Origin of the sequence: Emticicia oligotrophica DSM 17448, from assembly GCF_000263195.1 — a bacterium.
Lineage (GTDB): Bacteria > Bacteroidota > Bacteroidia > Cytophagales > Spirosomataceae > Emticicia > Emticicia oligotrophica.
Window position 1 is genome coordinate 2,160,724 of sequence record NC_018748.1, and the last position, 21,674, is coordinate 2,182,397.

Sequence of the window (21,674 nt, forward strand, 5' to 3'; positions counted from 1 at the left end):
CCCAAATTTAGAAGTTATTTTTGAAAACGGATGGTTTTACCCTACGGTTTTGTGCCTTTTAGTAACTCTTTTGTAAAAAGTACAACACTATCTTCTCCTGTTAGAAAATCAGATAAACTTTGTTTTACCTCAAAATTTGGTTGAAGATGCAGAGCAGAAGTCGTGTTATAATTGATTTTTAGTAGTGGTAAACTAACCGTAAACTTAGTATTGGGTAAAGTAAAAGAGGTAAATTCACCAGCCGAGGAGCCATCGGCTGCCCCACCGCAAGTCGTTCCGATTAACGAAACGTTCGCTTGATTTTTGAGGTGAGCAGCTAAATAAACCGCCGTAGAAAAAGTGCCTTCATTGACCCAAACGTAGATATTTCCTCTAAATAAAAATTCGTTTGTAGGCTCATAAAATTGACTGGCAGATAAACCTTTCTTTTTTACTTTAATGTTGGGGCTATTACTTACCTGATAACGTTGATATGGTTTTTGTAGTAAATATTTGAGAATTTCATCGGCATAATCAAGGCCGCCACCAACATTATTTCGTACATCAATAATAAGGTTTTTACTTTGTTTTTGAGCTAATTTTTTGAAAATAGTTGAGATTTCGTTTCTGAAATTACCATTCTCAAATTCATTGCCATCAAAACTCCGAATTTTAAGAAGTGATGTTTTAGAATCGAAGTCGCTGAGGTAAATGTTTTTATAGAAATCTACATTTTTTACAGGATTTCGTTCGGCCTCAATTTCTCGTAAATAGGCGAGAGGCTTCATCATTATGTTGGTGCTTTTTTCTTGTTTATTGGCTAAACGAACTTTCAAATGAAGCTCATCTTGTTCTTCAAAAAACAGATAAAGTAGTTTTCGGAAATTCCGTTGGAGATAATAATTGTCTACTTCAGCATTTACACCATCACCATTCTGAAAGGTATAGCGTGAAAGGTTTTTGAGTAAACGATTCATCGGAATATCTTCTATATCAATAATCTCAATGCCTTTTTGGAGTATATGATTTTCTGAATAATTTCTGGAAATAAAAACTCGGCCATCATAAATTACAACATCGAGTGGTAAGAATTTAGGGTTTGAATTGCTGGGTGGAATCAGTCGCTCATCAACAAAAATTGAAGAATGCCCACAATGAATGCTACGAGTAAGATTGAGGTAATGAACAAAGGTTTGTTTTATTGTAAGTGAGCGTTCGACTCTATAAAGCGAATCATAAATTTGCTGAAATCGGCTTTGTTCAATAAACTTATAAGGATTGGGATGAATTTCTTCGATGCGTTCTTTGAGGAAAGCCAAATCGGCTCGAATTTCAATAGGAGAAAAAGTTTGCCCAAAACTCTTCGTAAAGCTAATAATAAACAAGATTAGGAGAATTTTGGGCATTGGAAATATTTAGAATGAATTTCTTTACTAACGAAAAAACGCTAAATATTATTTAGGACGGATGCTATTGGTTCTTAGCTATATCTATCATTTCTCCAAGGGTAGGCTGTATTAGAGTAGCCTCTTTCTTCCCAGAAACCTAATTTGTTTTTAGGTAAAAATTCAATTCGTTTGATCCACTTTGAACCTTTCCAAGCGTAGAGTTGTGGGGTAATCATGCGAGCAGGGCCACCGTGTTCTTTGGCTAAAGGTTCATTATAAACTGTATGAGCAATCAACACATCGGGTTTCAGTGCTTCTTCGAGTGAAACATTCGTTGTATAGGTGTCGTAACCATAACACAAAATGTGCGTGGCAGTTTCTTTAGGTTGAACGAGTGCGGCCAAATCAATTAAACGCACACCTTTCCAAACCATATCCATCTTTGACCACGTAGTTACGCAGTGAAAATCACTGGTGTCTTCTACTTGTGGCAATGCCATGAAATCTTCCCAAGTTAACACCACTGGATTTTCTACTTCACCATTGATGGTTAGACGCCAACGGTCAAGACTAACATCTGGATGATAACCCAAATCAAGCACGGGCCATTTAACTGTCGTGGTTTGTCCTACTGGCAGTTGTGGCATTCCGTGGCGGTTGATTGGTCCTTTCCCCATTGGCTTGTCATCAGCCATTGATGGGGTGGTTTTCATTTTATCTTCAAACCGAGCCTTGAGCTTCATACGAGCTTCAATAATTCGGTCAAGTTTGTTTTGTTCTTCCATGGTTGTATAGAAATGAGATATAAGACAAGAGACAAAAGATATATTCTACAACGATTTTATTATCGTTTTGTTCTCATATTTCTTGTCTCATATCCCTTGTCTAAATTTTACTCTTCCCCTAAAAACGGATATTTATAATCAGTTGGAGAAACAAAGGTTTCTTTGATTGTACGAGGCTGTACCCAACGATATAAGTTGAGAATTGAACCTGCTTTATCATTAGTGCCCGAAGCTCTTGCTCCACCGAATGGTTGTTGACCAACTACCGCACCCGTTGGTTTATCGTTGATATAGAAGTTACCTGCCGAATTGACTAATTTTCTCATACCTAAATCAATGGCGTATCTATCTTGTGAGAAAATTGCACCCGTAAGAGCGTACGGCGAAGTTGAATCTACTAATTCAAGGGTTTTTTCGAAATCTTGAGGCTCGTACACATAAATTGTCAAGACTGGGCCGAAGATTTCCTCACACATAGTTGTATAGTGTGGGTCGGTTGTCAAGAAAACAGTTGGCTCAATGAAATATCCTTTCGATTTATCGTAATTTCCACCAGCAACGAGACTTACTTTATCGCTTTTCTTGGCATTATCAATGTATCCTGCAATTTTATCGAATGCACGCTCATCAATTACTGCATTGACAAAATTCGAGAAATCTTCGGTACCACCCATTTTGATTTCTTTCAAATCTGCCAATAATTGTTCTTTAACCGCTGACCAAAGGTTTGAAGGAATGTAAGCACGAGAAGCGGCCGAACATTTTTGTCCTTGATATTCAAAAGCTCCACGAACTAAGCCAGTTACTAATGCTTTTACATCGGCTGATTCGTGAGCAATTACAAAGTCTTTTCCACCAGTTTCGCCCACAATACGTGGATAAGTTTTATATTTTGAGATATTTTCTCCGATTGTTTGCCAAATTGTTTGGAAAACTTTAGTGCTACCCGTAAAGTGAATACCTGCAAAATCTGGGTGCTTGAAAATAATATCGCCAGCCACTGGGCCATCTACGTAAATCAAATTAATTACTCCATCTGGTAAGCCTGCTTCACGCAAAACCTCCATGATTACGTTGGCCGAGTAAATTTGTGGATAGGCTGGTTTCCAAACTGTTACGTTACCCATCATGGCTACGCAGGCAGGAAGGTTTCCAGCAATGGCCGTAAAGTTGAAAGGTGTAAGGGCAAAAACAAAACCTTCCAGCGGACGATATTCTACACGATTCCACAAACCACGCACTGATTCAGGCTGACCTGTGTAGATTTGTTGCATGAAATAGGCATTGAAACGCAAGAAGTCGATAAATTCACAAGCAGAATCGATTTCGGCTTGGTAAGCATTTTTCGATTGTCCAAGCATAGTTGCCGCATTGATTTTAGCACGGTAAGGACCAGCCAAAAGGTCGGCAGCTTTCAAGAAAATACTCGCACGGTGTTCCCACGAAAGATTTGCCCAACTTTCACGTGCAGCTAAAGCGGCTTCGATTGCTTGATGAACGTGTGAAGCATCGCCCTCACTGGCATAGCCCAACACATGTTGATGGTCGTGCGGAGGAGAAAGTTTAATTTTTTTATCTGTATGTACAAGCTCGCTACCAATATACATTGGCACGTCGATAACCTTCGAGCGGCCTTCGGCAAGAGCCTTTTTGAGTGCTGCTTTTTCGGGCGAACCCGGACCATAATTTAAAACTGGCTCATTGATAGGAGTTGGTACTTTAAAAAAGGCATTGTTCATTGTAGATGAAGTTTTGTTGATTTTCGAGGGCGAAATTAGTGAAAAGATTTGAGATTATTGGTAGAGTTGTAGGCTACGATGCCCGTGGAATTTTATTTTTCCATTCTCGATTTATACTCTCTTGGGCTTAGGCCTTTTAATTGTTTAAAAGTTTTATTGAAGTGCGAAATATTATTGAATCCTACTTCAAAACAAACATTGGCAACGGGTTTGTTTTCAAGCAATAATCTACAAGCTTGATTGATGCGGTGTTCATTGACAAAGTCCGTATAGGTTTTATGCGTGATTTTCTTGAAATATCGGCAAAAAGAGGGGACTGTTAAGTTGGCTAATTCAGCTACTACCTGAATATCAATACTTTGTTGGTAGTTTTGTTCTACAAACTCATATACTCTGTTGATTCGGTCTTCATCTTTGTGGCTAAAATCAAAACGTTTTTCTGGATGGTTTAGAATAGTATATTCGTTAGTATTGGCTAAAATTTGGAAAATATGAAGGAGTTCTACCATACGCTCGAAGTAAGGTTGGGTAAGCATTTTTTGTAGTTTGCTTGCAACTAATTTACGAGCTTTACCATGAAAAGATAAACCCTGTTTAGCTTTCTCAAAGAGCTGGTTGATGTGCTCCATTTCAGGTTTCTGCAGAAAATCTGTTCCCAAAAAATCTTTTCTTAGCTGAACTACTATTTCTTCATGTTCACCAATCACGCCATAGCCAAAACCAGTATGGGGTAAATTTGGGCCAATAAATACCAATTCACCTTCTTCGTAGTTTTTGAGGTGTTCGCCTATATGAAGTTTTCCTGAACCCTTTCTCACGAAAACTATCTCATATTCAGGGTGATAATGCCAAAAGTATCGGTCATTTTCCGATTTCCAATGAATCAGACGAAAAGAGCTGCCTGAGTCGGGAGAAATTTTTTCGTATTCAACTTTCATGCTTTATTATCATTATTTGCTAAACAAATGTAGGCATAATGTTAATACAGCACAAGTATTAGATAATGATGGAGTAGTTTTTTTTGAAGATTAGCCCCAACTTTGTAACAGAAAAAGGATTGATTACCTTTCTGAGACAATCAGACATACTTTACCTATGAAAAGTTTTTTTGAGCGAGGTCATTGACCTCGCTTATCTTTTATATATTCTTCAAGAATTCAATCATTTTTGCAACCGCGATGCCACGATGACTTATTGGATTTTTTTCCTCCATGGTCATTTCAGCGAATGTTCGGTCATAGCCTTCAGGAATAAAAATAGGGTCATAGCCAAATCCTTTTTCTCCGTGTTTTTCATGTGTGATTTTTCCACGAATTATTCCTTCAAAAAAATAGTGTTTGCCATTGATTATGAGTGTAATTACACTTCTAAATTGAGCTCCACGATTTTCAACTCCTTCAAGGGTTTGAAGCAATTTTTCAATGTTTTTAGCATGATTTCCATGTTCGCCAGCGTAGCGTGCCGAGAAAACACCTGGTTCACCATTGAGGGCATCAACTTCTAAACCAGAATCATCTGCAATGCAATCAATCTGGAAACGCTCCCAGACATACATTGCTTTTTGTAGAGAATTTCCATCGAAAGTATCGGCAGTTTCTGGAATATCATCAAAACAACCAATTTCGTTGAGAGTTTGAAGCTGAAAATTTTCGCCCAAAAGGGCTTGTAATTCTTCTACTTTATGTTTGTTGTTCGTTGCTAAACAGAGTTTCATTGTTTTGTTGATAATTTCACAAAAAGCCAAAGTTTCACAGATGGGTAGTTCAAAAGAAATGCTTAGAGAAACTTTATGTACTAATTTCCTTCGTGTTGATTTATATTTTTACGCCACTGCCATTGCATTTTCTTTAATTTTTTCGGCATTATCGGCCATACGGAGTTGCTCAATGAACCCATCAATTTCGCCTTCCATTACGGTAGGTAAGTTATAAACTGTATAACCAATACGGTGGTCAGTTACACGGCTTTGTGGGTAATTATATGTTCTGATTTTGTCCGAACGGTCACCATTGCCTACCAAACCTTTTCGTTCGGCCGAAATTGCTTCATTGTGCTTGGCCATTTCCATTTCGTAAAGTCTCGAACGTAAAACCGAGAGTGCTTTTTCACGGTTTTTGATTTGTGAACGCTCATCTTGACAAGAAACAGTCACTCCCGTTGGAATATGCACCATACGAACGGCCGAATAAGTGGTATTTACGGACTGCCCACCCGCACCCGACGAACAGAATGTATCAACCCTAATATCATTCATATTGATTGTTAGGTCAACTTCATCAGCTTCTGGAAGGGCGGCCACTGTAGCGGCAGAAGTATGTACACGTCCTTGTGATTCGGTAGCTGGTACACGCTGTACGCGGTGTACGCCTGATTCGTATTTGAGTTTACCATAAACATCTTCACCTTCAACCTGCACGACAATTTCTTTATAGCCACCTGCCGTACCTTCGTTGTGGTCGAGAAGGGTCATTCTCCAACCTTGTTTTTCGATGAATCTTTGGTACATTCTAAATAAATCCCCTGCAAAAATTGAGGCTTCATCGCCTCCCGTTCCTGCTCTAATTTCGAGGATTACATTCTTGCTATCGTTCGGGTCTTTGGGAATGAGCATTTCTTTAAGAGTTGCCTCCAAAGTTTCTTTTTGAGGAAGAAGTTCGTCTAACTCTTCTTTGGCTAAATCACGCATTTCTTCATCTTTCTCGTTTGCAATAATATCTTTTGCTCCTTCGATATTCGATAATACGTTTTTGTAGATTTTATACTCGTTTACGATTTTTTCTAAATCTTTATATTCTTTGCTTAGACGAGTGAATTTCGTCATATCAGAAACCACTTCAGGCATGGTCATCTGCTGCGAAACCTCTTCATAACGTTCTCTGATGGCTTCTAATTGATTTAACATATATCTTTTAGTTATTTGTTACTGATTTATTCAAAAACATTTGTTCTCCGCTTACAGGTTTGAAACCTGTTCTACGTAAAATAAAAACGTGGCACATCTCATTATCGTTCATAACAAGATGTGCCACGCCTAGGTAATTTATCTAATATCCTTTTTTACATTGAGTAAATACCGCTTGGTTTAACTTAATGTAGGCATCATCGCCTGCCTTTTTGGCAAGTTCCATTGATTTTTGGGCATTGGGCACGGCCACCTCACAATTATTTTGTTTAGCTGCAATGCGTGCTACCAATTGATATGTCCAATATTCTTTGCTTTTATCGAGCACTTTATTGGCCCATTCTAATGCTTGGTCGAGTTTAATACCTTTTTGATAATAAAAATCGGCTGCAGCAAAATAGGTATCAGTGGAAACTTCGGGTTTTGTAGTTTTTTCAGCAATTTCTGCCATTATTTTTTCATCAATGCCTCGTTGTTCAATTAAAAACCTTACTTCAGTGTTTTCCCATTTGATTGAAACATAAGCACTTGTTGCGTTGAAGTCAATAAAATCAATGCTCATTTGCTCAGCAAATGTTTGTGGTTTCGTAGGCTGAACATTAAATCTGATGACATCTTTATTAATATCATAGCCATAAGCACCCCATTGTTTATCATCACGGTTGAGGATGATTGTCCACTCGTTTTTGTTTGGAATAGTATAAAGACCATAACTACCCGCTTTCATGAGTGCTCCGTTGATATGCACATCTTGGTCAAACTGAATGCTTGTAATTTTATTAGCACCAGTACGCCAAACTTTAGCATATGGAACTAAATCACCAAAAATCTTACGTCCTTTTACCGATGGACGACTATAATCAATCGTAACTTTAGCAAAACCGATAGTTTGCGAAACACTTGCTGATGGACTTGCAGCAGGTGAACTTATTTGTCCGAAACTAAGGGTTGAGACTAAAATGAGTAATAGCAATTTTGTTAATGAATGGTTCATTTTTTGGGAGTTAGTGTTTCAGTTGCAAAGTTACGCTATATCTTTTGTTATTGGTGCTTTCGAGGTGTATTTTTGAGTTTATGTCTATTTTTACTTATTTTCTTCTTGCATCCTGCCTTAATTAAAACAATTTTTTCTTTTTAAAGTACTATAATAAACATATCTTGCAAATACCAATTAACCTGTAAAACCTATGTTTAACTTATCAACAGTTTTAGAACATCACGCTCGAAACTCTTCAAATAAAGAGGCTCTCATATTTGCCGATAAACGAATTACATTTTCCCAACTCGATGCCGCAGCCAACCAAATTGCTAATGGATTGGTTTCACTTGGTATTGGTTATGGAGATAAAGTAGCTCTTACGTGTCCAAACTTACCGTATTTTCCGATGATCTATTTCGGAATCCTAAAAACAGGGGCAACCGTTGTACCATTGAGTGTGTTGTTGAAACGTCATGAAATAGCTTATCACTTGCAAGATTCTGATGCAAAGGCTTATTTCTGTTTTGTGGGTACGCCTGAAATGCCAATGGGGCAAGAAGGACATGCAGGTTTTGAAATGGCTGATTCTTGTGAACATTTTTTTATGATTACACCAGCCTTTACCGATGCTTCTCCAATTGAAGCAACACAAACAATGGGAATGTTGATGGCAGGAAAATCTCCTGTTTTTCAGAGTTATTTTACTTCGCCAGATGATACTGCTGTAATTATTTATACTTCTGGAACAACGGGGCGTCCGAAAGGGGCTGAACTTACACATTCGAATTTATTCTTAAATGCTAATCTAAGCAAAGACCTTCAGAAACTTAATTACGAAGATGTGAGCATGTTGGTGCTACCACTTTTCCATATTTTCGGTCAAGTAGTTTGTATGATTGCTAGTATCTATCGTGGAGCAACGGCCGTATTAGTGCCACGTTTTGATGCTGAAATGGTTTTAAGTTTAATTCAAAAAGAAAAGGTTACGCATTTTGCTGGCGTGCCAACTATGTATTGGGGACTTTTGAGTTTTCCAGGAGCTGATAAATTCGACACTAGCTCGCTTAGCATGTGTTTATCGGGCGGAGCTGCCTTGCCAGTACAGGTACTAAAAGATTTCGAGGCTAAATATAATGTGCCTATTTTAGAAGGATACGGAATGTCAGAAGGCTCACCAGTTGTTACATTCAATCACCCAGACCGAGTACGTAAACCAGGTTCGGTAGGAACACCAGTTTGGGGAGTGGAGGTTTGTATAAAGGATGAAAATGGAAAAGAACTTGGTAACAACGAAAAAGGTGAACTTTGTTATCGCGGACACAACGTAATGAAAGGATATTATAAACGCCCTGATGCTACTGCTGAGAGTATTAAAAATGGTTGGTTACATTCGGGTGATATTGCCATCAGAGATGATGATGGGTATTATTTTATCGTTGACCGCACCAAAGATATGATTATTCGTGGTGGTTATAATGTGTACCCACGTGAGGTAGAAGAGGTAATGATGCAACATTCGGCTATTTCGATGGTGGCCGTAATTGGCGTACCAAGCGACGAATATGGTGAAGAAATAAAGGCTTGCGTGGTGCTAAAACCCGATGATCAAATAACGGAACAAGAATTAATTGTTTGGACAAAAGAACGCATTGCATCCTATAAATATCCTCGTGTAGTAGAATTTATGAGTAGCTTACCAATGGGGGCTTCTGGGAAGATTTTGAAGAGGGAATTGAGGAAGTAAAATTGAAGGAAGTCTTCGCTTTGAGGGGAACGCCCAGTTCGAAGACTTCCTTATTTATTCTTAATACTTAAACGGTTTTCCGCCAGCCAATACTTCTTGTGTTTTTGTATCAAACGTTACTTTCAAGCCAGTGCGGTAAGCTGCATTCGACATGATTGTAGCGATTGAGTGCGAATATCCCGCTTCGATTGGAGCGTGCGGAGTTTTGCGGCTACGTACACATTCCATCCAGTTTTTGATGTGATTGAATGTCAGTGGGTCGCCACCAGTATTTGCACCTGACTCAACTTTTTGTCCTTCAAGTTTAATTTTTGGCAACAAGTTAGCCTTCAAGCCCATTGCTGATGCTTCACGCTCACGTAAGCCACCAGTATCCGAAATCTCGTTGGTGTCGAGGTTAATCATACCACCATTTGAGTAGTATAATTCTTTGGTATCTCCCGCAGCGTTTGAGAAACGACTTGTGAATTGTACTTGGAAGCCCGTTGATGGGTCGTTTAATGGGCCGTAATCGAATACTACTGTAAGTGTATCGGCGTTTGTACGGCCATCTTTCCATTGGTAAATTCCACCGTTGGCTACTACGCTACGTGGGTGTGGCAAGCCCGAGAACCAGTGAACAGTATCAATTTGGTGGCTCATCCATTGACCAGGAATACCCGAAGAATAAGGCCAGAATAAACGATATTCTAAGTATTTACGTGGGTCGAATGGAACCATCGGACGATTCATTAAATAGCGTTTCCAATCAACATCCGATTCTTTCAAATCTTTTACTAATTCTGGTCTTCTCCAACGGCCTGGTTGGTTTACGTTCCACATTAGCTCAACCATCACGATTGGGCCAAATTTACCAGATTTAATGAAATCTTCCGCCGCAAAGTAGTTTTCTCCACTACGGCGTTGTGAACCAATCTGCACGATTTTACCCGATTCTTTTACTGCCTTCAATACTGCACGGTTATCTTCCATTGTTTCGGCCAATGGTTTTTCGGTGTAAGTATCGCAACCCGCTTTTACCGCCTCGATTGTGTGCAAAGCGTGTTGAAAATCGGCAGTTGAGATAAATACGGCATCAACCATTTTAGAGTTGTAAAGTTCTTCGTTGTTACGGAAAACCTTCACATCACTACCTAATTGCTTATCAAGATAAGCTTTCCCTTCTTCACGACGGCGATTCCATAGGTCAGAAAGTGCTACCATTTCAAAGTTCATGCCTTTTGAAAGCTCTTTGAATGGCCCTACGTGTGAGGCACGGTGGCGGTCAGAGAAACCTACACAACCTACACGAACACGGTCATTGGCACCAATGATTTTGCCATAACTTTTGGCCGAAAAACTGCCTGTTGGTTTTGCAAAAGCTGAGCCGCCAACGGCTACCCCCGCACTTGCAATAACCGACTTGATAATAAAGTCTCTACGAGTTGTCATAGTTTTATACTGATTGAATATTTGCTAATTGTATTATTGTAAATTTAATGATTTTTTCAATTTTTCAATGTTTTTTTCTACCAAATCACTTATAACTTAGTCCAGCACCGAATTTGAATAGAGCATAATTTGGCTCCAGATAACCCGGTACATCAGATTTGTTTTCCTGTACGGCTTTTTCGGAAATTGGTATCGTAAAAGGCAACTTTCCTGTTGGGTTAAATGCTCCGCTTACAATATCCAAAAGTGCATCTTGGGTTGTTCCAAAAGTTGCTAAAATGGTTTTGGCTTTGCCTTTGTCAATTTCATCAATTACCCACGGATTTGTAAAGTTGATAGCCAAAATGGTTGGTTTTGCGTTCAAAATTTCATTCACATGAGCTACATCAATTTTGTTCTTTGAAAGACTCAATTCAATAGGTTGCCCACCCGAACTAAACAAGCCGCCACCGCTCGGAATCAACCAAAGCAATACAACATCGGCTTCTTCTTTGGTCGAAACAAATTCGATGTTTACGTTTTGAATAGTTGGCTTATTTACATTGATTGCCGATGTTTGAGCTTGTCCTCTACCGCCACTTTCTTTGTAAGTTTCAAAATACACCTTTGTTCGGCCACCATCTGCTTTCTTTGAAATCGGTAAAACATTTTCATCATTTCTGAGTAAAACAATTGATTTTCTGAGGGCTAAATCTGCTTTTTTCTGAAATTCAGCATTTCCAACCGTTTTTACCGCATTTTCTACATCCACATAAGGATTTTCAAATAACCCTAAATCAAACTTTTCTTTCAATAATTTAGCAATCGACTCATTGATTCTTTCTTCCGTAACCATTCCTTTCTTTACCGTTTCGAGCAAAAGAGCAGGGTCTGCTCCGCCAGAAAAAATATCTACGCCAGCATCGAGTGCTTTCTTGTAGCGTTCGGTAATTGTAAGGTTTTCAACTCCCCACGGCATCATGTCAATTGGGCCAGTGTCAGAATTAATAATACCTTTGAAACCGAGTTTTTTGCGTAACAAATCTTGAATAATTGCTTTATTATATGAAAAACCTACTGCTTCCATGCTTTTATCTTTCGGAGCCGAATAATAAGGCATAATTGAAGAAGTGCCTGCATCAATGGCCGCCTTGAAAGGTTTTACATGATACTCAAACATTCCACCTGGGTAATGAGCGTATTTTCCCCAATCGAAATGCGAATCTTGTCCGCCTTCCTGTGGGCCACCACCAGGGAAATGCTTGGTTGTCAATGCGATTGAGTTTTTATTCAACTTTATGCCTTGAAAACCGAGTACAATTTCTCTGGTCATGCTGGCGGCAAGGTCGGCATCTTCGCCAAAAGTTCCTTCTACACGCTGCCAACGTGGCTCGGTTGCCAAATCAGCCATGTACATATAACCTTTGCGTAAGCCCACCGAAGCCCATTCTTTGGCGGCAATTTCGGCAAACTCACGAGTCAGTTTCAAATCTCGCATGGCTGCTAAACCTAATTCACCAGGCCATCTTGAGAAAACTGTTGTGCCAACACTCAAACCAACTGAAGCATCAGTTGTAACGTGGTTTCGTGGATTCGAGGCAACAATGGCAGGAATCCCCAAACGTGAGTTTTCGCACAAAGCCTGTAAATTATTCGACCACTCGGCCATTATTTTGGCACTCGTATTTGCTCTTAATATAAAGTGCCTTTGGTGAATCTGATTGACCGCTTTTGTCGTACCCGCCGCCGACAATATAGGCACAGCCAATGGCTTACGAGTAAACATATTAGTAGGCTGCACTAAATCTTCTTCGTTAAAACCGCTCGAAATTTCTGTTTTTGGTGCATTTGCCTGAAAGACATTATCGCCAGCCATACGAGTGGTACTGATGAGCATGAAGCCGATTTTTTCCTCAAGCGTCATCTGCGAAATCAAATCTTTGATGCGAGCTTCTTGCGGTAAACGCCAATCTTCGTATTTATCAAGTTTATCGTTTTTATTGAGGTCTTTAAATTCTAAACCGTTGACTTTCAATGTCTTTACTGAGCGATACCCCAATGTGGGTTGTACGGGTTTTTGGGCATAACCAACTGTTGTACAAAACAGAAAAACTCCAATAAAATGTATTTTTCTCATGATAGGTTAGATAGATGGGTTGAAAACCTATTTATTTCAATTCACGGATTTTGATATTTCTAAACGAAACATTATTGCCGTGGTCTTGAAGCAAAATATTTCCTTTATCCCCCGCTCCAAAACCATTATAATCCTTGTATTTGCTTCGAGCTACCAATGCATTGAAAACATTGCTCTTACGCTCATATTCAACTACTTTGAAGCCATTTAGCCAGTGCTGAACGATATTATTTGGAAAAACAATCACACGACCTTGATTCCAATCGCCAATTTTCTTGATGAAACGTCTGTCCATTTTCAAGTCTTTGTCGATTTTATATGAAGGAATCAAATCGTATAAACTCGCCAACGTACGATTTCCAACTGCACCCATTTTTGCATCGGGGTGTTTTTCGTCATCAAGTACTTGGAATTCAAGCCCTATACCCGATTTTCCGTTAGAATCAAAAGCTTCGTTTACGAAATATTTTACTCCAGAGTTTGCTCCTTCGGTGAGCTTAAATTCAAAAACTAACTCAAATGCTCCAAATTGTTCGTTTGTTACGATATCGTTTCCAGTTTCAGAACCATCAGACGGACTAACATTGATTGTTCCGTCAACCACTGCCCAATGTTGTTTTGGCATTTCGGTTCCGTGAACGGCTCTCCAACCCGTGAAATCTTTACCATTGAAAAGCATTTTGAAACCTTGTGCTTTTTCTTGTTCCGAAAGATTATTCAAAAGTAAATTTACAACTGGACAATTATCCAACGGACTTGGCTTGAGATTTTCGGTTTGAATTCTGATGTTTTTCCAACGAATTTTCATTCCTTCTTTCATTGGGCCATAGATTGAATGAACCTGTAAGGCGATAAAACCTTTATCTGTCATGTCATCAATTAAATGAGCTGTTGGCACTCCGTTGATAAAAGTACGAATAGTGCTACCAATTGCTTCAATGCGATATTTATTCCATTGCCCGATTGGTTTGAAGGCTTTTTTACCCTCAGGGTTAATGTTTGGAATATATAACCAGTCACGACGTCCTTCATCATAAATAGCTCCTGACCAAGCTCTAGGAGAAGGGTCAACTTCCATCTGATAGCCATGAACTCTACCATTCTGATAATCAGGCTTTGAAAGGCTACGGAACTGTACACCACCGTTCATTTCATCATCTAATTTCAGGTCTAATTCAAGAATAAAGTCGCCGTAATCTTTTTCGGTGCAGAGAAATGAGTTTGGAGTGTCTTTTACGGTTGTACCCACGATTTCACCATTTTCTACAACATAGGTCGCTTTGCCTCCACGCTGAACCCATCCTTTTAAATCTTTACCATTGAATAAGCTTTTCCATTGCTCTTTTTGGGCTTGCGTATATGAAAATACCCCTACTGTGAGCATAACTACAAGAATTTTTTTCATTTTTGATATTGCTACTTGAGTTGAATAATAAATCAAAATTAGGAATTAAAACCATACTAATCTAATACCTATTTAACCAAAAATATTAAGATTTTGATATTTAATTGACCTAATTTTACTCTGTATGGTCAAGAATTATGGAATTTGAGAAAATGAAACTAATTACCAAGAAAATGGTTATTGTAGATATTTATGAACAGAACATGATAGAGCCGATAAACCTTTTTTCTCCCTTGGTAATAAAAGGGATTTCTCTAAAAAACCGAATAGTTATGTCGCCCATGTGCCAGTATAGTGCTACTGATGGTTTTGCGAATGACTGGCATTTTGCACATTTAAGTAGTAGAGCCGTTGGTGGAGCAGGGTTAATCTTTTCAGAAGCCATGGCAGTTTCGCCCGAAGGACGAATTTCGGCTGGTGATTTAGGTATTTGGTCTGATGAACACATTGCACCGCTTCGCCGAATAACCAACTTTATTCATCAGCAAGGTGCAATAGCGGGTGTACAATTAGCACACGCTGGCTATAAGGCCAGTTCGGCAGTGCCGTGGGAAGGGGGAAAATATATTTCAGAAATGCAAGGTGGTTGGTTGCCAGTTTCACCAAGTACAACATTGCTGACGGATAGGAAGAGTTTTTCGAAGGAATTAACCAAAACTGAAATTGAACAAATTGTAATTAATTTTAAAAATGCTGCTCAACGAGCCCTCGAGGCAGGATTTAAAATAATAGAGGTACATGCCGCTCATGGCTATTTATTGAATGAGTTTCTTTCACCTTTAAGTAATAAAAGAGTAGATGAATTTGGTGGTAGTTTTGAAAACCGAATTCGAGTTTTATTGATGGTGCTCGAAAGTGTGAAAGAAGTTTTACCTGAAGAAACACCTTTATTTGTTAGAATTTCGGCGACTGATTGGCAGCAGAATGGTTGGACTATTCAAGATTCGATAAAATTGGCAAAAATTTTAGCTAAGGTAGGAGTTGATTTGGTCGATTGTTCTTCGGGTGGTTTTGTTGCTCCGAGTGAAATACCGATTGCTCCCAATTATCAATTACCATTTGCCGAAAGAATAAAAACCGAAGTAGATATAAAAACAGGGGCAGTTGGTTTGATAACATCAGCCATTCAAGCCAATGAAATTATTAGTTCTGGAAAAGCAGATTTGGTGTTTTTAGGCAGAGAATTACTGCGAAATCCTTACTTTCCGCAGCAAGCAGCTTCGGAATTGGGTTTTGAAATGGAATTACCCAATCAGTATTTGAGAGGTAAAAAATAAGGCGAACAACAGGTTCGCCTTGAATTTTTCTTAGAAGCTAACTTTGATAGATTCTAAATATTTTTTGCTGGTTTGTCCACATTCGAGAGCCGTGCGTCCTTTCACTGGTACAGAATCGAGTTCGATGATATTCCAGCCCTTAAATTTGATTTTATCTAAGTTGGCAAAAATCGAAGGAAAGTCAACACGTCCTTGACCTAACTCTACAAACTGATAACCCGATTTACTTTCTACTGGTTTGGTATCTTTTATGTGAGTAGCATAGATGATATCTTTATATTTCAATACTGCTTCGGCAGCATTACCACCCCCTTGTGTGTAGTGAGCTACATCTAATAAAGCCAAAATATAATCGTGGTTCATTTCATTGAAGATAATATCTACTTCTTCTGGTGTTTCGCCAAGTTGGTGCATATGATTATGGTAAGCAGGTTGAATACCCGTTTCGCCTTTCACAACTTTTGCCACTTCACTCATGTTTTTAGCATATTTCTTCAACTCATCTGTTGTTGGGAGTCTATCTTTTGGACGAGAAGTATTGGTTATTTGTAAAGATTTACCTCCAAGTGCTTTTATAAATTTAGCATGATTGAGGTGTGTTTCAATATCTTTCGAAATATCATCTTGAATTCCCACATTTCCACTTGAAAACATGGCTAAAGCCAATTTATTTTTATCAAGGGTATCCTTTAATTCTTGTGGTTTATCTTTGAAAGGGGCATAAGTATTGGCTCTTAGCTGAATACCTTTGAAACCTAAAGCGGCAATATCGCCAATGGCTACTAAATCATTTCCATTCCAAGTAATGGCCGAATACGCAATTTTGTGTTTGGCTTTTGCTGCTAAAGCTTCGAGTGAAAACATTGACGAGGCCGCCAATAGAGAGGCTTGGGTGATAAAATCTCTTCTGTTCATAGTTTTAAAATAGATAAAGGCCGAATAATTTTTAAAGTGTGAATTTATAAAAATAAGTTTATTAGATTAATCAAAGATAGGATGTCTCATAAAAAAGAGGACTCCTCGAAGTGGAGGAGTCTCTCTGTTCACTATGATGAAACAAATCTACTATTAGTATCCTGGGTTTTGAGGGAATACCCCTGCATTCGAACGGTCGATTTGCGTTTGAGGAATCGGACGAACATAATGTTTGTCAGCTACGTTTCCTGCGGCTTGTGGGTTGTATTTTTTAACACGTTCAACCAACAATCCCCAACGTTTTAAGTCTAACCAACGAGTTTGTTCTCCAGCCAATTCTCTCGCTCTTTCTTCAACGATAAGTTCGAAATTCATATCTGCGTCAGTAATCAACATGGCGTCTTTTTTACCAGGCCATCCAGCTCTATAACGAACTGCGTTGATTGCTTTTGTTGCTTCCGAAACGTTTCCTGCTTTTAATTGTGCTTCTGCTAACATTAAGTAAACATCAGCCAAACGGAATACGAAATAGTCACGGCTACCAGCTTCATAAGTTAAGTCTGGGCGTTTTGTATCAAAGAATTTCATCAATGTTGGGAATAATGCCTCGTTGTAAGCACTTGGTACTAACACTTGGTATTTTCTTTTTGCACGCTCTTCTTTCGGCATTTCGTATCCTGGAATGAAGATAGCAGTATCACCCGCTGCAAATGAAATCTTTGATTTAGAGTTATCAAACGAAGCGTTTAAGTTAGTACCTGGGTTATTACTCAACCAAGTATCACGGAAAGTTTTCTTATAACGTGAGTCGTTTGTACGGTCTTTGAAACAAGTTTCTAACAAATATGCTGTTGGACGTAAACGCTTGAATGGACGACCATAGAATACATCACGCTTCATACCTGGTTGTACGTCATATTGCATACCGAAGAAAAGGTGTAGGTTATTTCCACCGTTTACAGCACCTGTATTGTTAGTAAGGTTAGTAAGTGGGTCAGTTGTATATTGAACTGCAAATACTACCTCGCTATTAATTTGGTTATTTTCATCGAAAACACTTGCAAAATCATCTAATAATTTAAAACCATAAGCTGTTGTAACAGTCTTACAAAGTTCGGCTGCTTTTGCAAAATCATCCGCTGCTTTAACAGATGAATAAGCTTTTGCTAGGTAAACCTTTGCTAAAAGTGTTTCAGCAGCTGGTTTTGTAGCACGGCCATAATCAGTAGCTTGTGCTTTTGCCTCTAATGCAGGAATTGCATCATTTAAGTCTTTGATAATCGCAGCATACATTTCTGCATCAGTTGCTCTCTTTGTTTCTTTGGTTGGAGCAAGTGTTTCGCTCAATCTCAAATCAACACCACCAAATTGTTGGTGTAAGATATAATAATAATGAGCTCTCAAAAACTTAGCTTCGGCTACACGTCGAGCTTTAATGGCATCTGCCACAGTAGCTTTTGGAGCTCTATCAATAATTGCATTACAAGTATTGATACCACGATAAAGCTCATCCCAAGTATTGATTAAGTAATCAACAGTTGGTTGTAATTGCGTATCATAGAAATGGAAACCTTTATATGATCCATCAGCACCAGTAGCATAAATATCGGTACCATACTCAGTTAAAGTTAAACCTTGTTGAGTGGCATAATAATATCTAAGAGAAGAATAAGCTGATTTTACTGCATCTTCGAAGCCTTTTGGCGTATTCATGTAATCGTTGCCAATACCTGAAACTACAGTTTCATCCAAAAGATCTTTACATGATTGTGTCGTGCATAACAACGCCGCAATACCAAAGATTTTGATTGGTTTTAATATGTTTTTTAATTTCATTTTATTAATAGTTTAATAAATCCTTGATGTTTTTACTTAGAATCTGATGTTCAAACCAAATGTTGTAACCGATGTTGCTGGTGTAACACCTGAACCTACGTTTGTGGTACCAGTACCAGAAGAAGTGATTGTTGCTTCTGGGTCGATTCCATTGTATTTACTGCGGTATTGAGACCAAATTTTTGGTTGTTGAATACTTGTGTAAAGACGTAGAGATTCCATACCAAGTTTCTTTGAAATGCTTTGTGGGAAAGTATAACCGAAGTTAATATTTCTGATTTTCACGAAAGTACCATCAAAATAAATCAAGGTTGTATTGTATTGAGGGAATTCCTGAGTACTGAATGGGCGAGGGAATTCGTTTGTTGGGTTGTTTGGCGTCCAGTAGTCAACTTTGATCTGTTGGTAACGACCAGCCAAAGCGTTGTTGTTTTGGTGGAAACCACTCACAATCATATTTCCGAAACGTCCAAATAAGAATGCAGATAAGTCGAATCCTTTGTAGCTAAATCTTGTAGTGAAACCAGCACTGAATTTTGGAATATCAGAGCCAAGAATAACTCTATCAGCAGCTGTAATTACGCCATCACCGTTTGTATCCTGAACTTTCACTTGTCCTACACCAGCACCAAGAGGATTGGCTTTATCACCAGGGTAGAATTTAGCCGCTTCTTCTTTTTCGTTCAATTGCCAAATACCAATCTTCTTATAGTCATAATATGAGTTAAGCGGGTAGCCAATGAACCAACGGTTTCCTAAGTCATCAACTTTTCCATTGTAAAGAGAAACGATTTCTTCTTTATTTTTAGTGAAAGTGAAGTCAGTAGTCCATTTAAAGCCACTTGCTGTATTTACGTTTACAGTAGTAAAGCCTAGTTCAATACCTTTATTACGTGTTTGTCCAACGTTACGAGTTACTGCACTGAAACCAATCGAACCAGGTAATTGGTCAGATAATAATAAGTCTGTAGTATTTGTTTCGTATAATTCTAATGAACCCTGGATACGGCCTCTCAAGAAACTGAAATCTAAACCGATGTTAGCTGTAGCAGAAGATTCCCATTTCAAATCAGGGTTACCAATTGTATTTGGTCTATAACCAAAAGCTGCAGTAGTTCCCCAAGCATAAGCAGTTCTGCTCAATAAACCTTGTGTTTGATATGGAGCAACCCCTTGGTTACCTACTCTACCCCAACCTGCTCTTAATTTCAACAAGTCTATCCATGAAATTTGCTTCATGAATGCTTCGTTGCTTAAGTTCCAACCAACAGCAATACCAGGGAAGTTACCATATTTAGTATTCTCACCGAAACGGCTTGAACCATCACGACGCATAGTAGCTGTGATTAAATATTTATCATTAAAATCATAATTTACACGTGCCATGTAAGAGTTGATAGTCCATTGTGTTAAGTTACTACCAACACCTAATACTGAAGCCGCATTTCCTAAATTATAGAATTGTTGAGTTTCAGCAGGAACACCTTGTACGTCAGAAGTGAATCTTTCGAAATTATCTCTTTGAATAGATTGTACCAAGGTTGCAGCAAAATTGTGTTTTTGAGCAAATGTTTTGTTATATGATACGATATTTTCAAGCGTCCAGTTAAAGCCGAAGTCATTACGTGATGATGCCTGAGGGTCACCAAATTTACGAGCATTCGTAGCTGCACCAATGAAACGTCCCCAACGAGAAATTGTAAAGTCAGGACCAAAGTTTACACGATATTTCAAACCTTCTAAAATCTTCACTTCAGCATAAAGACTGTTGAAAATTCTATACTTTTTAGTATTATCAACTTGTGCACCTGGAACAATCTCAGCCAATGGGTTAGTCAATAAGGCATCATTAGTAGGCGAGAAAATCATGTTTCCATTATCATCATATGGACGACCCAACGGATTTTGTTGAATTGTAAAGCCATAAGGGTTTAAGTTTTCACCATTTCTGATGCTATACATAGTATAAGAAGAAAGACCAACTTTAATACGGCTGTTGATATTATGGTCGATATTTGCTCTCAACGACATACGTGTATAGTCTAAGCCATCAGAGATACCTTTATCTTGGAAGAAACCTCCAGAAATATAAAACTGAGTTTTATCATTACCACCTTGAACACCCAATGAATGGTTTTGCATTGTACCATTATGTAGAATCAAATCTTGGTAGTTTGAGTTTCTACCAGCTGCAATACCAGCTGCTACTGCAGGGTCACCACCTAATACCGCTACTTTTGCATCAGCTGCTGCATCTGCAACACCTGTTGGAACTGGGTTTCCATTAGCATCTTTGTAGTTGTTAGTTGCACGATAAGCCTCACGAACGAATTCAGCGAATTCAGCACCGCTAAACAATTGAATTTTATCAAGAGGTTTAGAAACACCACCGTAAGTATCAAATGTTACTACTGTTTTTCCTTTTACTGCACCTCTTTTTGTAGTTACAAGAACAACACCATTGGCACCTCTAGCACCGTAGATAGCTGTTGCAGTTGCATCTTTCAAAACCTCAATTGATTGAATATCATTTGGGTTCATGTCTTCGTAGCCCGCAGAAAGTGGAATACCATCTACTACGTAAAGTGGGTCATTACCTGCGTTGAATGAACGACGACCACGAATCAAGATTTTAGGAGTTGAACCTGGTTTCGAACCTGATTGTGAAACGTCAACCCCGGCAGTTCTACCTTGAAGAGCTTGTCCAAGGCTGGTAATAGGCATTTCTGTGATTTGCTTGGCAGAAACCTGAGAAATGGCACCAGTTGTTTGGCTTTTCTTTTGTGAACCATAACCTACAACGATAACCTCGTTTAATGCTGCTGCATCTTCTTCCAATGCTACATTTATAGTGTTTTGGCTACCAACTTTTACTTCTTGTGCTTTGTAACCAATGTAACTAAATACCAAAGTAGCACCATTGGCTGCTTGTACCGAATACTTACCAGCAGCATCAGAAATGGCTCCTTGTGCTGTACCTTTTACTGTTACACTTACTCCAGGTAGCGGATTGCCACCAGCATCTGAAACCTTGCCCGATACTGCTTTGCCTTGTGCTGCTGCAAATTGTATGCTACACACAACAGCTAAGCTAAGCATCATCATCTTAAGTAGTAATTGTTTCATACTCAATTTAATAAAGGATTAGTTAATAATTAAAGGAAAAATAGACGAACTA

General features: G+C 38.7%; 15 protein-coding genes. 2 read left to right on the plus strand and 13 right to left on the minus strand.

Features of this window, described 5'->3' with window-relative positions; all coding sequences use genetic code 11:
• Positions 1-41: 41 nt before the first annotated feature.
• The 7 genes from EMTOL_RS08920 to EMTOL_RS08950 all read right to left on the minus strand — a co-directional run bounded on the left by EMTOL_RS08920 (position 42) and on the right by EMTOL_RS08950 (position 7,787).
• Positions 42-1,385, minus strand: coding sequence for a S41 family peptidase (locus EMTOL_RS08920; protein WP_015028948.1), 1,344 nt, complete (start codon positions 1,383-1,385; stop codon positions 42-44).
• A gap of 74 nt (positions 1,386-1,459) precedes the next feature.
• Positions 1,460-2,152 carry a molybdopterin-dependent oxidoreductase gene (locus tag EMTOL_RS08925; protein WP_015028949.1) on the minus strand — a complete coding sequence of 231 codons (693 nt, stop codon included), beginning with the start codon at positions 2,150-2,152 and terminating at the stop codon, positions 1,460-1,462.
• A gap of 107 nt (positions 2,153-2,259) precedes the next feature.
• Positions 2,260-3,891 (minus strand): L-glutamate gamma-semialdehyde dehydrogenase, encoded by a 1,632-nt coding sequence (pruA, locus tag EMTOL_RS08930; protein ID WP_015028950.1) that lies wholly within the window; start codon positions 3,889-3,891, stop codon positions 2,260-2,262.
• Between the two features lie 92 nt (positions 3,892-3,983).
• Positions 3,984-4,829 (minus strand): AraC family transcriptional regulator, encoded by an 846-nt coding sequence (locus tag EMTOL_RS08935; protein WP_015028951.1) that lies wholly within the window; start codon positions 4,827-4,829, stop codon positions 3,984-3,986.
• A gap of 200 nt (positions 4,830-5,029) precedes the next feature.
• Positions 5,030-5,605, minus strand: coding sequence for a non-canonical purine NTP diphosphatase (locus EMTOL_RS08940; protein ID WP_015028952.1), 576 nt, complete (start codon positions 5,603-5,605; stop codon positions 5,030-5,032).
• A gap of 108 nt (positions 5,606-5,713) precedes the next feature.
• On the minus strand, positions 5,714-6,793 hold the full coding sequence (gene prfA, locus EMTOL_RS08945) for a peptide chain release factor 1 (protein ID WP_015028953.1): 1,080 nt from the start codon (positions 6,791-6,793) through the stop codon (positions 5,714-5,716).
• Between the two features lie 142 nt (positions 6,794-6,935).
• Positions 6,936-7,787 carry a DUF2911 domain-containing protein gene (locus EMTOL_RS08950; protein WP_015028954.1) on the minus strand — a complete coding sequence of 284 codons (852 nt, stop codon included), beginning with the start codon at positions 7,785-7,787 and terminating at the stop codon, positions 6,936-6,938.
• A gap of 193 nt (positions 7,788-7,980) precedes the next feature.
• Between EMTOL_RS08950 and EMTOL_RS08955 the strand changes: the two genes are divergently transcribed.
• Positions 7,981-9,516, plus strand: a complete 1,536-nt coding sequence (locus EMTOL_RS08955; RefSeq protein WP_015028955.1) for a long-chain-fatty-acid--CoA ligase — start codon at positions 7,981-7,983, stop codon at positions 9,514-9,516.
• A gap of 60 nt (positions 9,517-9,576) precedes the next feature.
• Here EMTOL_RS08955 and EMTOL_RS08960 read toward each other — a convergent pair whose 3' ends face one another.
• The 3 genes from EMTOL_RS08960 to EMTOL_RS08970 form a co-directional block, all read right to left on the minus strand.
• Positions 9,577-10,947: a Gfo/Idh/MocA family protein gene (locus EMTOL_RS08960; protein WP_015028956.1), complete on the minus strand. Its 1,371-nt coding sequence runs from the start codon at positions 10,945-10,947 to the stop codon at positions 9,577-9,579.
• A gap of 85 nt (positions 10,948-11,032) precedes the next feature.
• On the minus strand, positions 11,033-13,063 hold the full coding sequence (locus EMTOL_RS08965; protein ID WP_015028957.1) for a glycoside hydrolase family 3 protein: 2,031 nt from the start codon (positions 13,061-13,063) through the stop codon (positions 11,033-11,035).
• 31 nt (positions 13,064-13,094) lie between these two features.
• Complete coding sequence (locus EMTOL_RS08970) at positions 13,095-14,468, minus strand: 3-keto-disaccharide hydrolase (protein ID WP_015028958.1); 1,374 nt, start codon at positions 14,466-14,468, stop codon at positions 13,095-13,097.
• 152 nt (positions 14,469-14,620) lie between these two features.
• Between EMTOL_RS08970 and EMTOL_RS08975 the strand changes: the two genes are divergently transcribed.
• Complete coding sequence (locus EMTOL_RS08975; RefSeq protein ID WP_305953208.1) at positions 14,621-15,745, plus strand: NADH:flavin oxidoreductase/NADH oxidase; 1,125 nt, start codon at positions 14,621-14,623, stop codon at positions 15,743-15,745.
• 30 nt (positions 15,746-15,775) lie between these two features.
• Here EMTOL_RS08975 and EMTOL_RS08980 read toward each other — a convergent pair whose 3' ends face one another.
• The 3 genes from EMTOL_RS08980 to EMTOL_RS08990 all read right to left on the minus strand — a co-directional run bounded on the left by EMTOL_RS08980 (position 15,776) and on the right by EMTOL_RS08990 (position 21,601).
• On the minus strand, positions 15,776-16,660 hold the full coding sequence (locus EMTOL_RS08980; RefSeq protein WP_015028960.1) for a sugar phosphate isomerase/epimerase family protein: 885 nt from the start codon (positions 16,658-16,660) through the stop codon (positions 15,776-15,778).
• Positions 16,661-16,813: 153 nt separating this feature from the next.
• Positions 16,814-18,496: a RagB/SusD family nutrient uptake outer membrane protein gene (locus tag EMTOL_RS08985; protein WP_015028961.1), complete on the minus strand. Its 1,683-nt coding sequence runs from the start codon at positions 18,494-18,496 to the stop codon at positions 16,814-16,816.
• Between the two features lie 36 nt (positions 18,497-18,532).
• The gene (locus EMTOL_RS08990) at positions 18,533-21,601 is read right to left on the minus strand and encodes a SusC/RagA family TonB-linked outer membrane protein (protein WP_374755378.1); all 3,069 of its coding nucleotides are present in this window, start codon (positions 21,599-21,601) and stop codon (positions 18,533-18,535) included.
• Positions 21,602-21,674: the final 73 nt, after the last annotated feature.

Bases quoted from the DNA above. Each gene is read 5' to 3' on its own strand.
- EMTOL_RS08980 (WP_015028960.1), bottom strand. From the start codon at position 16,660: ATGAACAGAAGAGATTTTATCACCCAAGCCTCTCTATTGGCGGCCTCG.
- EMTOL_RS08985 (WP_015028961.1), bottom strand. From the start codon at position 18,496: ATGAAATTAAAAAACATATTAAAACCAATCAAAATCTTTGGTATTGCG.
- pruA (WP_015028950.1), bottom strand. From the start codon at position 3,891: ATGAACAATGCCTTTTTTAAAGTACCAACTCCTATCAATGAGCCAGTT.
- EMTOL_RS08950 (WP_015028954.1), bottom strand. From the start codon at position 7,787: ATGAACCATTCATTAACAAAATTGCTATTACTCATTTTAGTCTCAACC.
- EMTOL_RS08955 (WP_015028955.1), top strand. From the start codon at position 7,981: ATGTTTAACTTATCAACAGTTTTAGAACATCACGCTCGAAACTCTTCA.
- prfA (WP_015028953.1), bottom strand. From the start codon at position 6,793: ATGTTAAATCAATTAGAAGCCATCAGAGAACGTTATGAAGAGGTTTCG.
- EMTOL_RS08970 (WP_015028958.1), bottom strand. From the start codon at position 14,468: ATGAAAAAAATTCTTGTAGTTATGCTCACAGTAGGGGTATTTTCATAT.
- EMTOL_RS08960 (WP_015028956.1), bottom strand. From the start codon at position 10,947: ATGACAACTCGTAGAGACTTTATTATCAAGTCGGTTATTGCAAGTGCG.
- EMTOL_RS08925 (WP_015028949.1), bottom strand. From the start codon at position 2,152: ATGGAAGAACAAAACAAACTTGACCGAATTATTGAAGCTCGTATGAAG.
- EMTOL_RS08935 (WP_015028951.1), bottom strand. From the start codon at position 4,829: ATGAAAGTTGAATACGAAAAAATTTCTCCCGACTCAGGCAGCTCTTTT.
- EMTOL_RS08965 (WP_015028957.1), bottom strand. From the start codon at position 13,063: ATGAGAAAAATACATTTTATTGGAGTTTTTCTGTTTTGTACAACAGTT.
- EMTOL_RS08990 (WP_374755378.1), bottom strand. From the start codon at position 21,601: ATGATGATGCTTAGCTTAGCTGTTGTGTGTAGCATACAATTTGCAGCA.
- EMTOL_RS08975 (WP_305953208.1), top strand. From the start codon at position 14,621: ATGAAACTAATTACCAAGAAAATGGTTATTGTAGATATTTATGAACAG.
- EMTOL_RS08940 (WP_015028952.1), bottom strand. From the start codon at position 5,605: ATGAAACTCTGTTTAGCAACGAACAACAAACATAAAGTAGAAGAATTA.
- EMTOL_RS08920 (WP_015028948.1), bottom strand. From the start codon at position 1,385: ATGCCCAAAATTCTCCTAATCTTGTTTATTATTAGCTTTACGAAGAGT.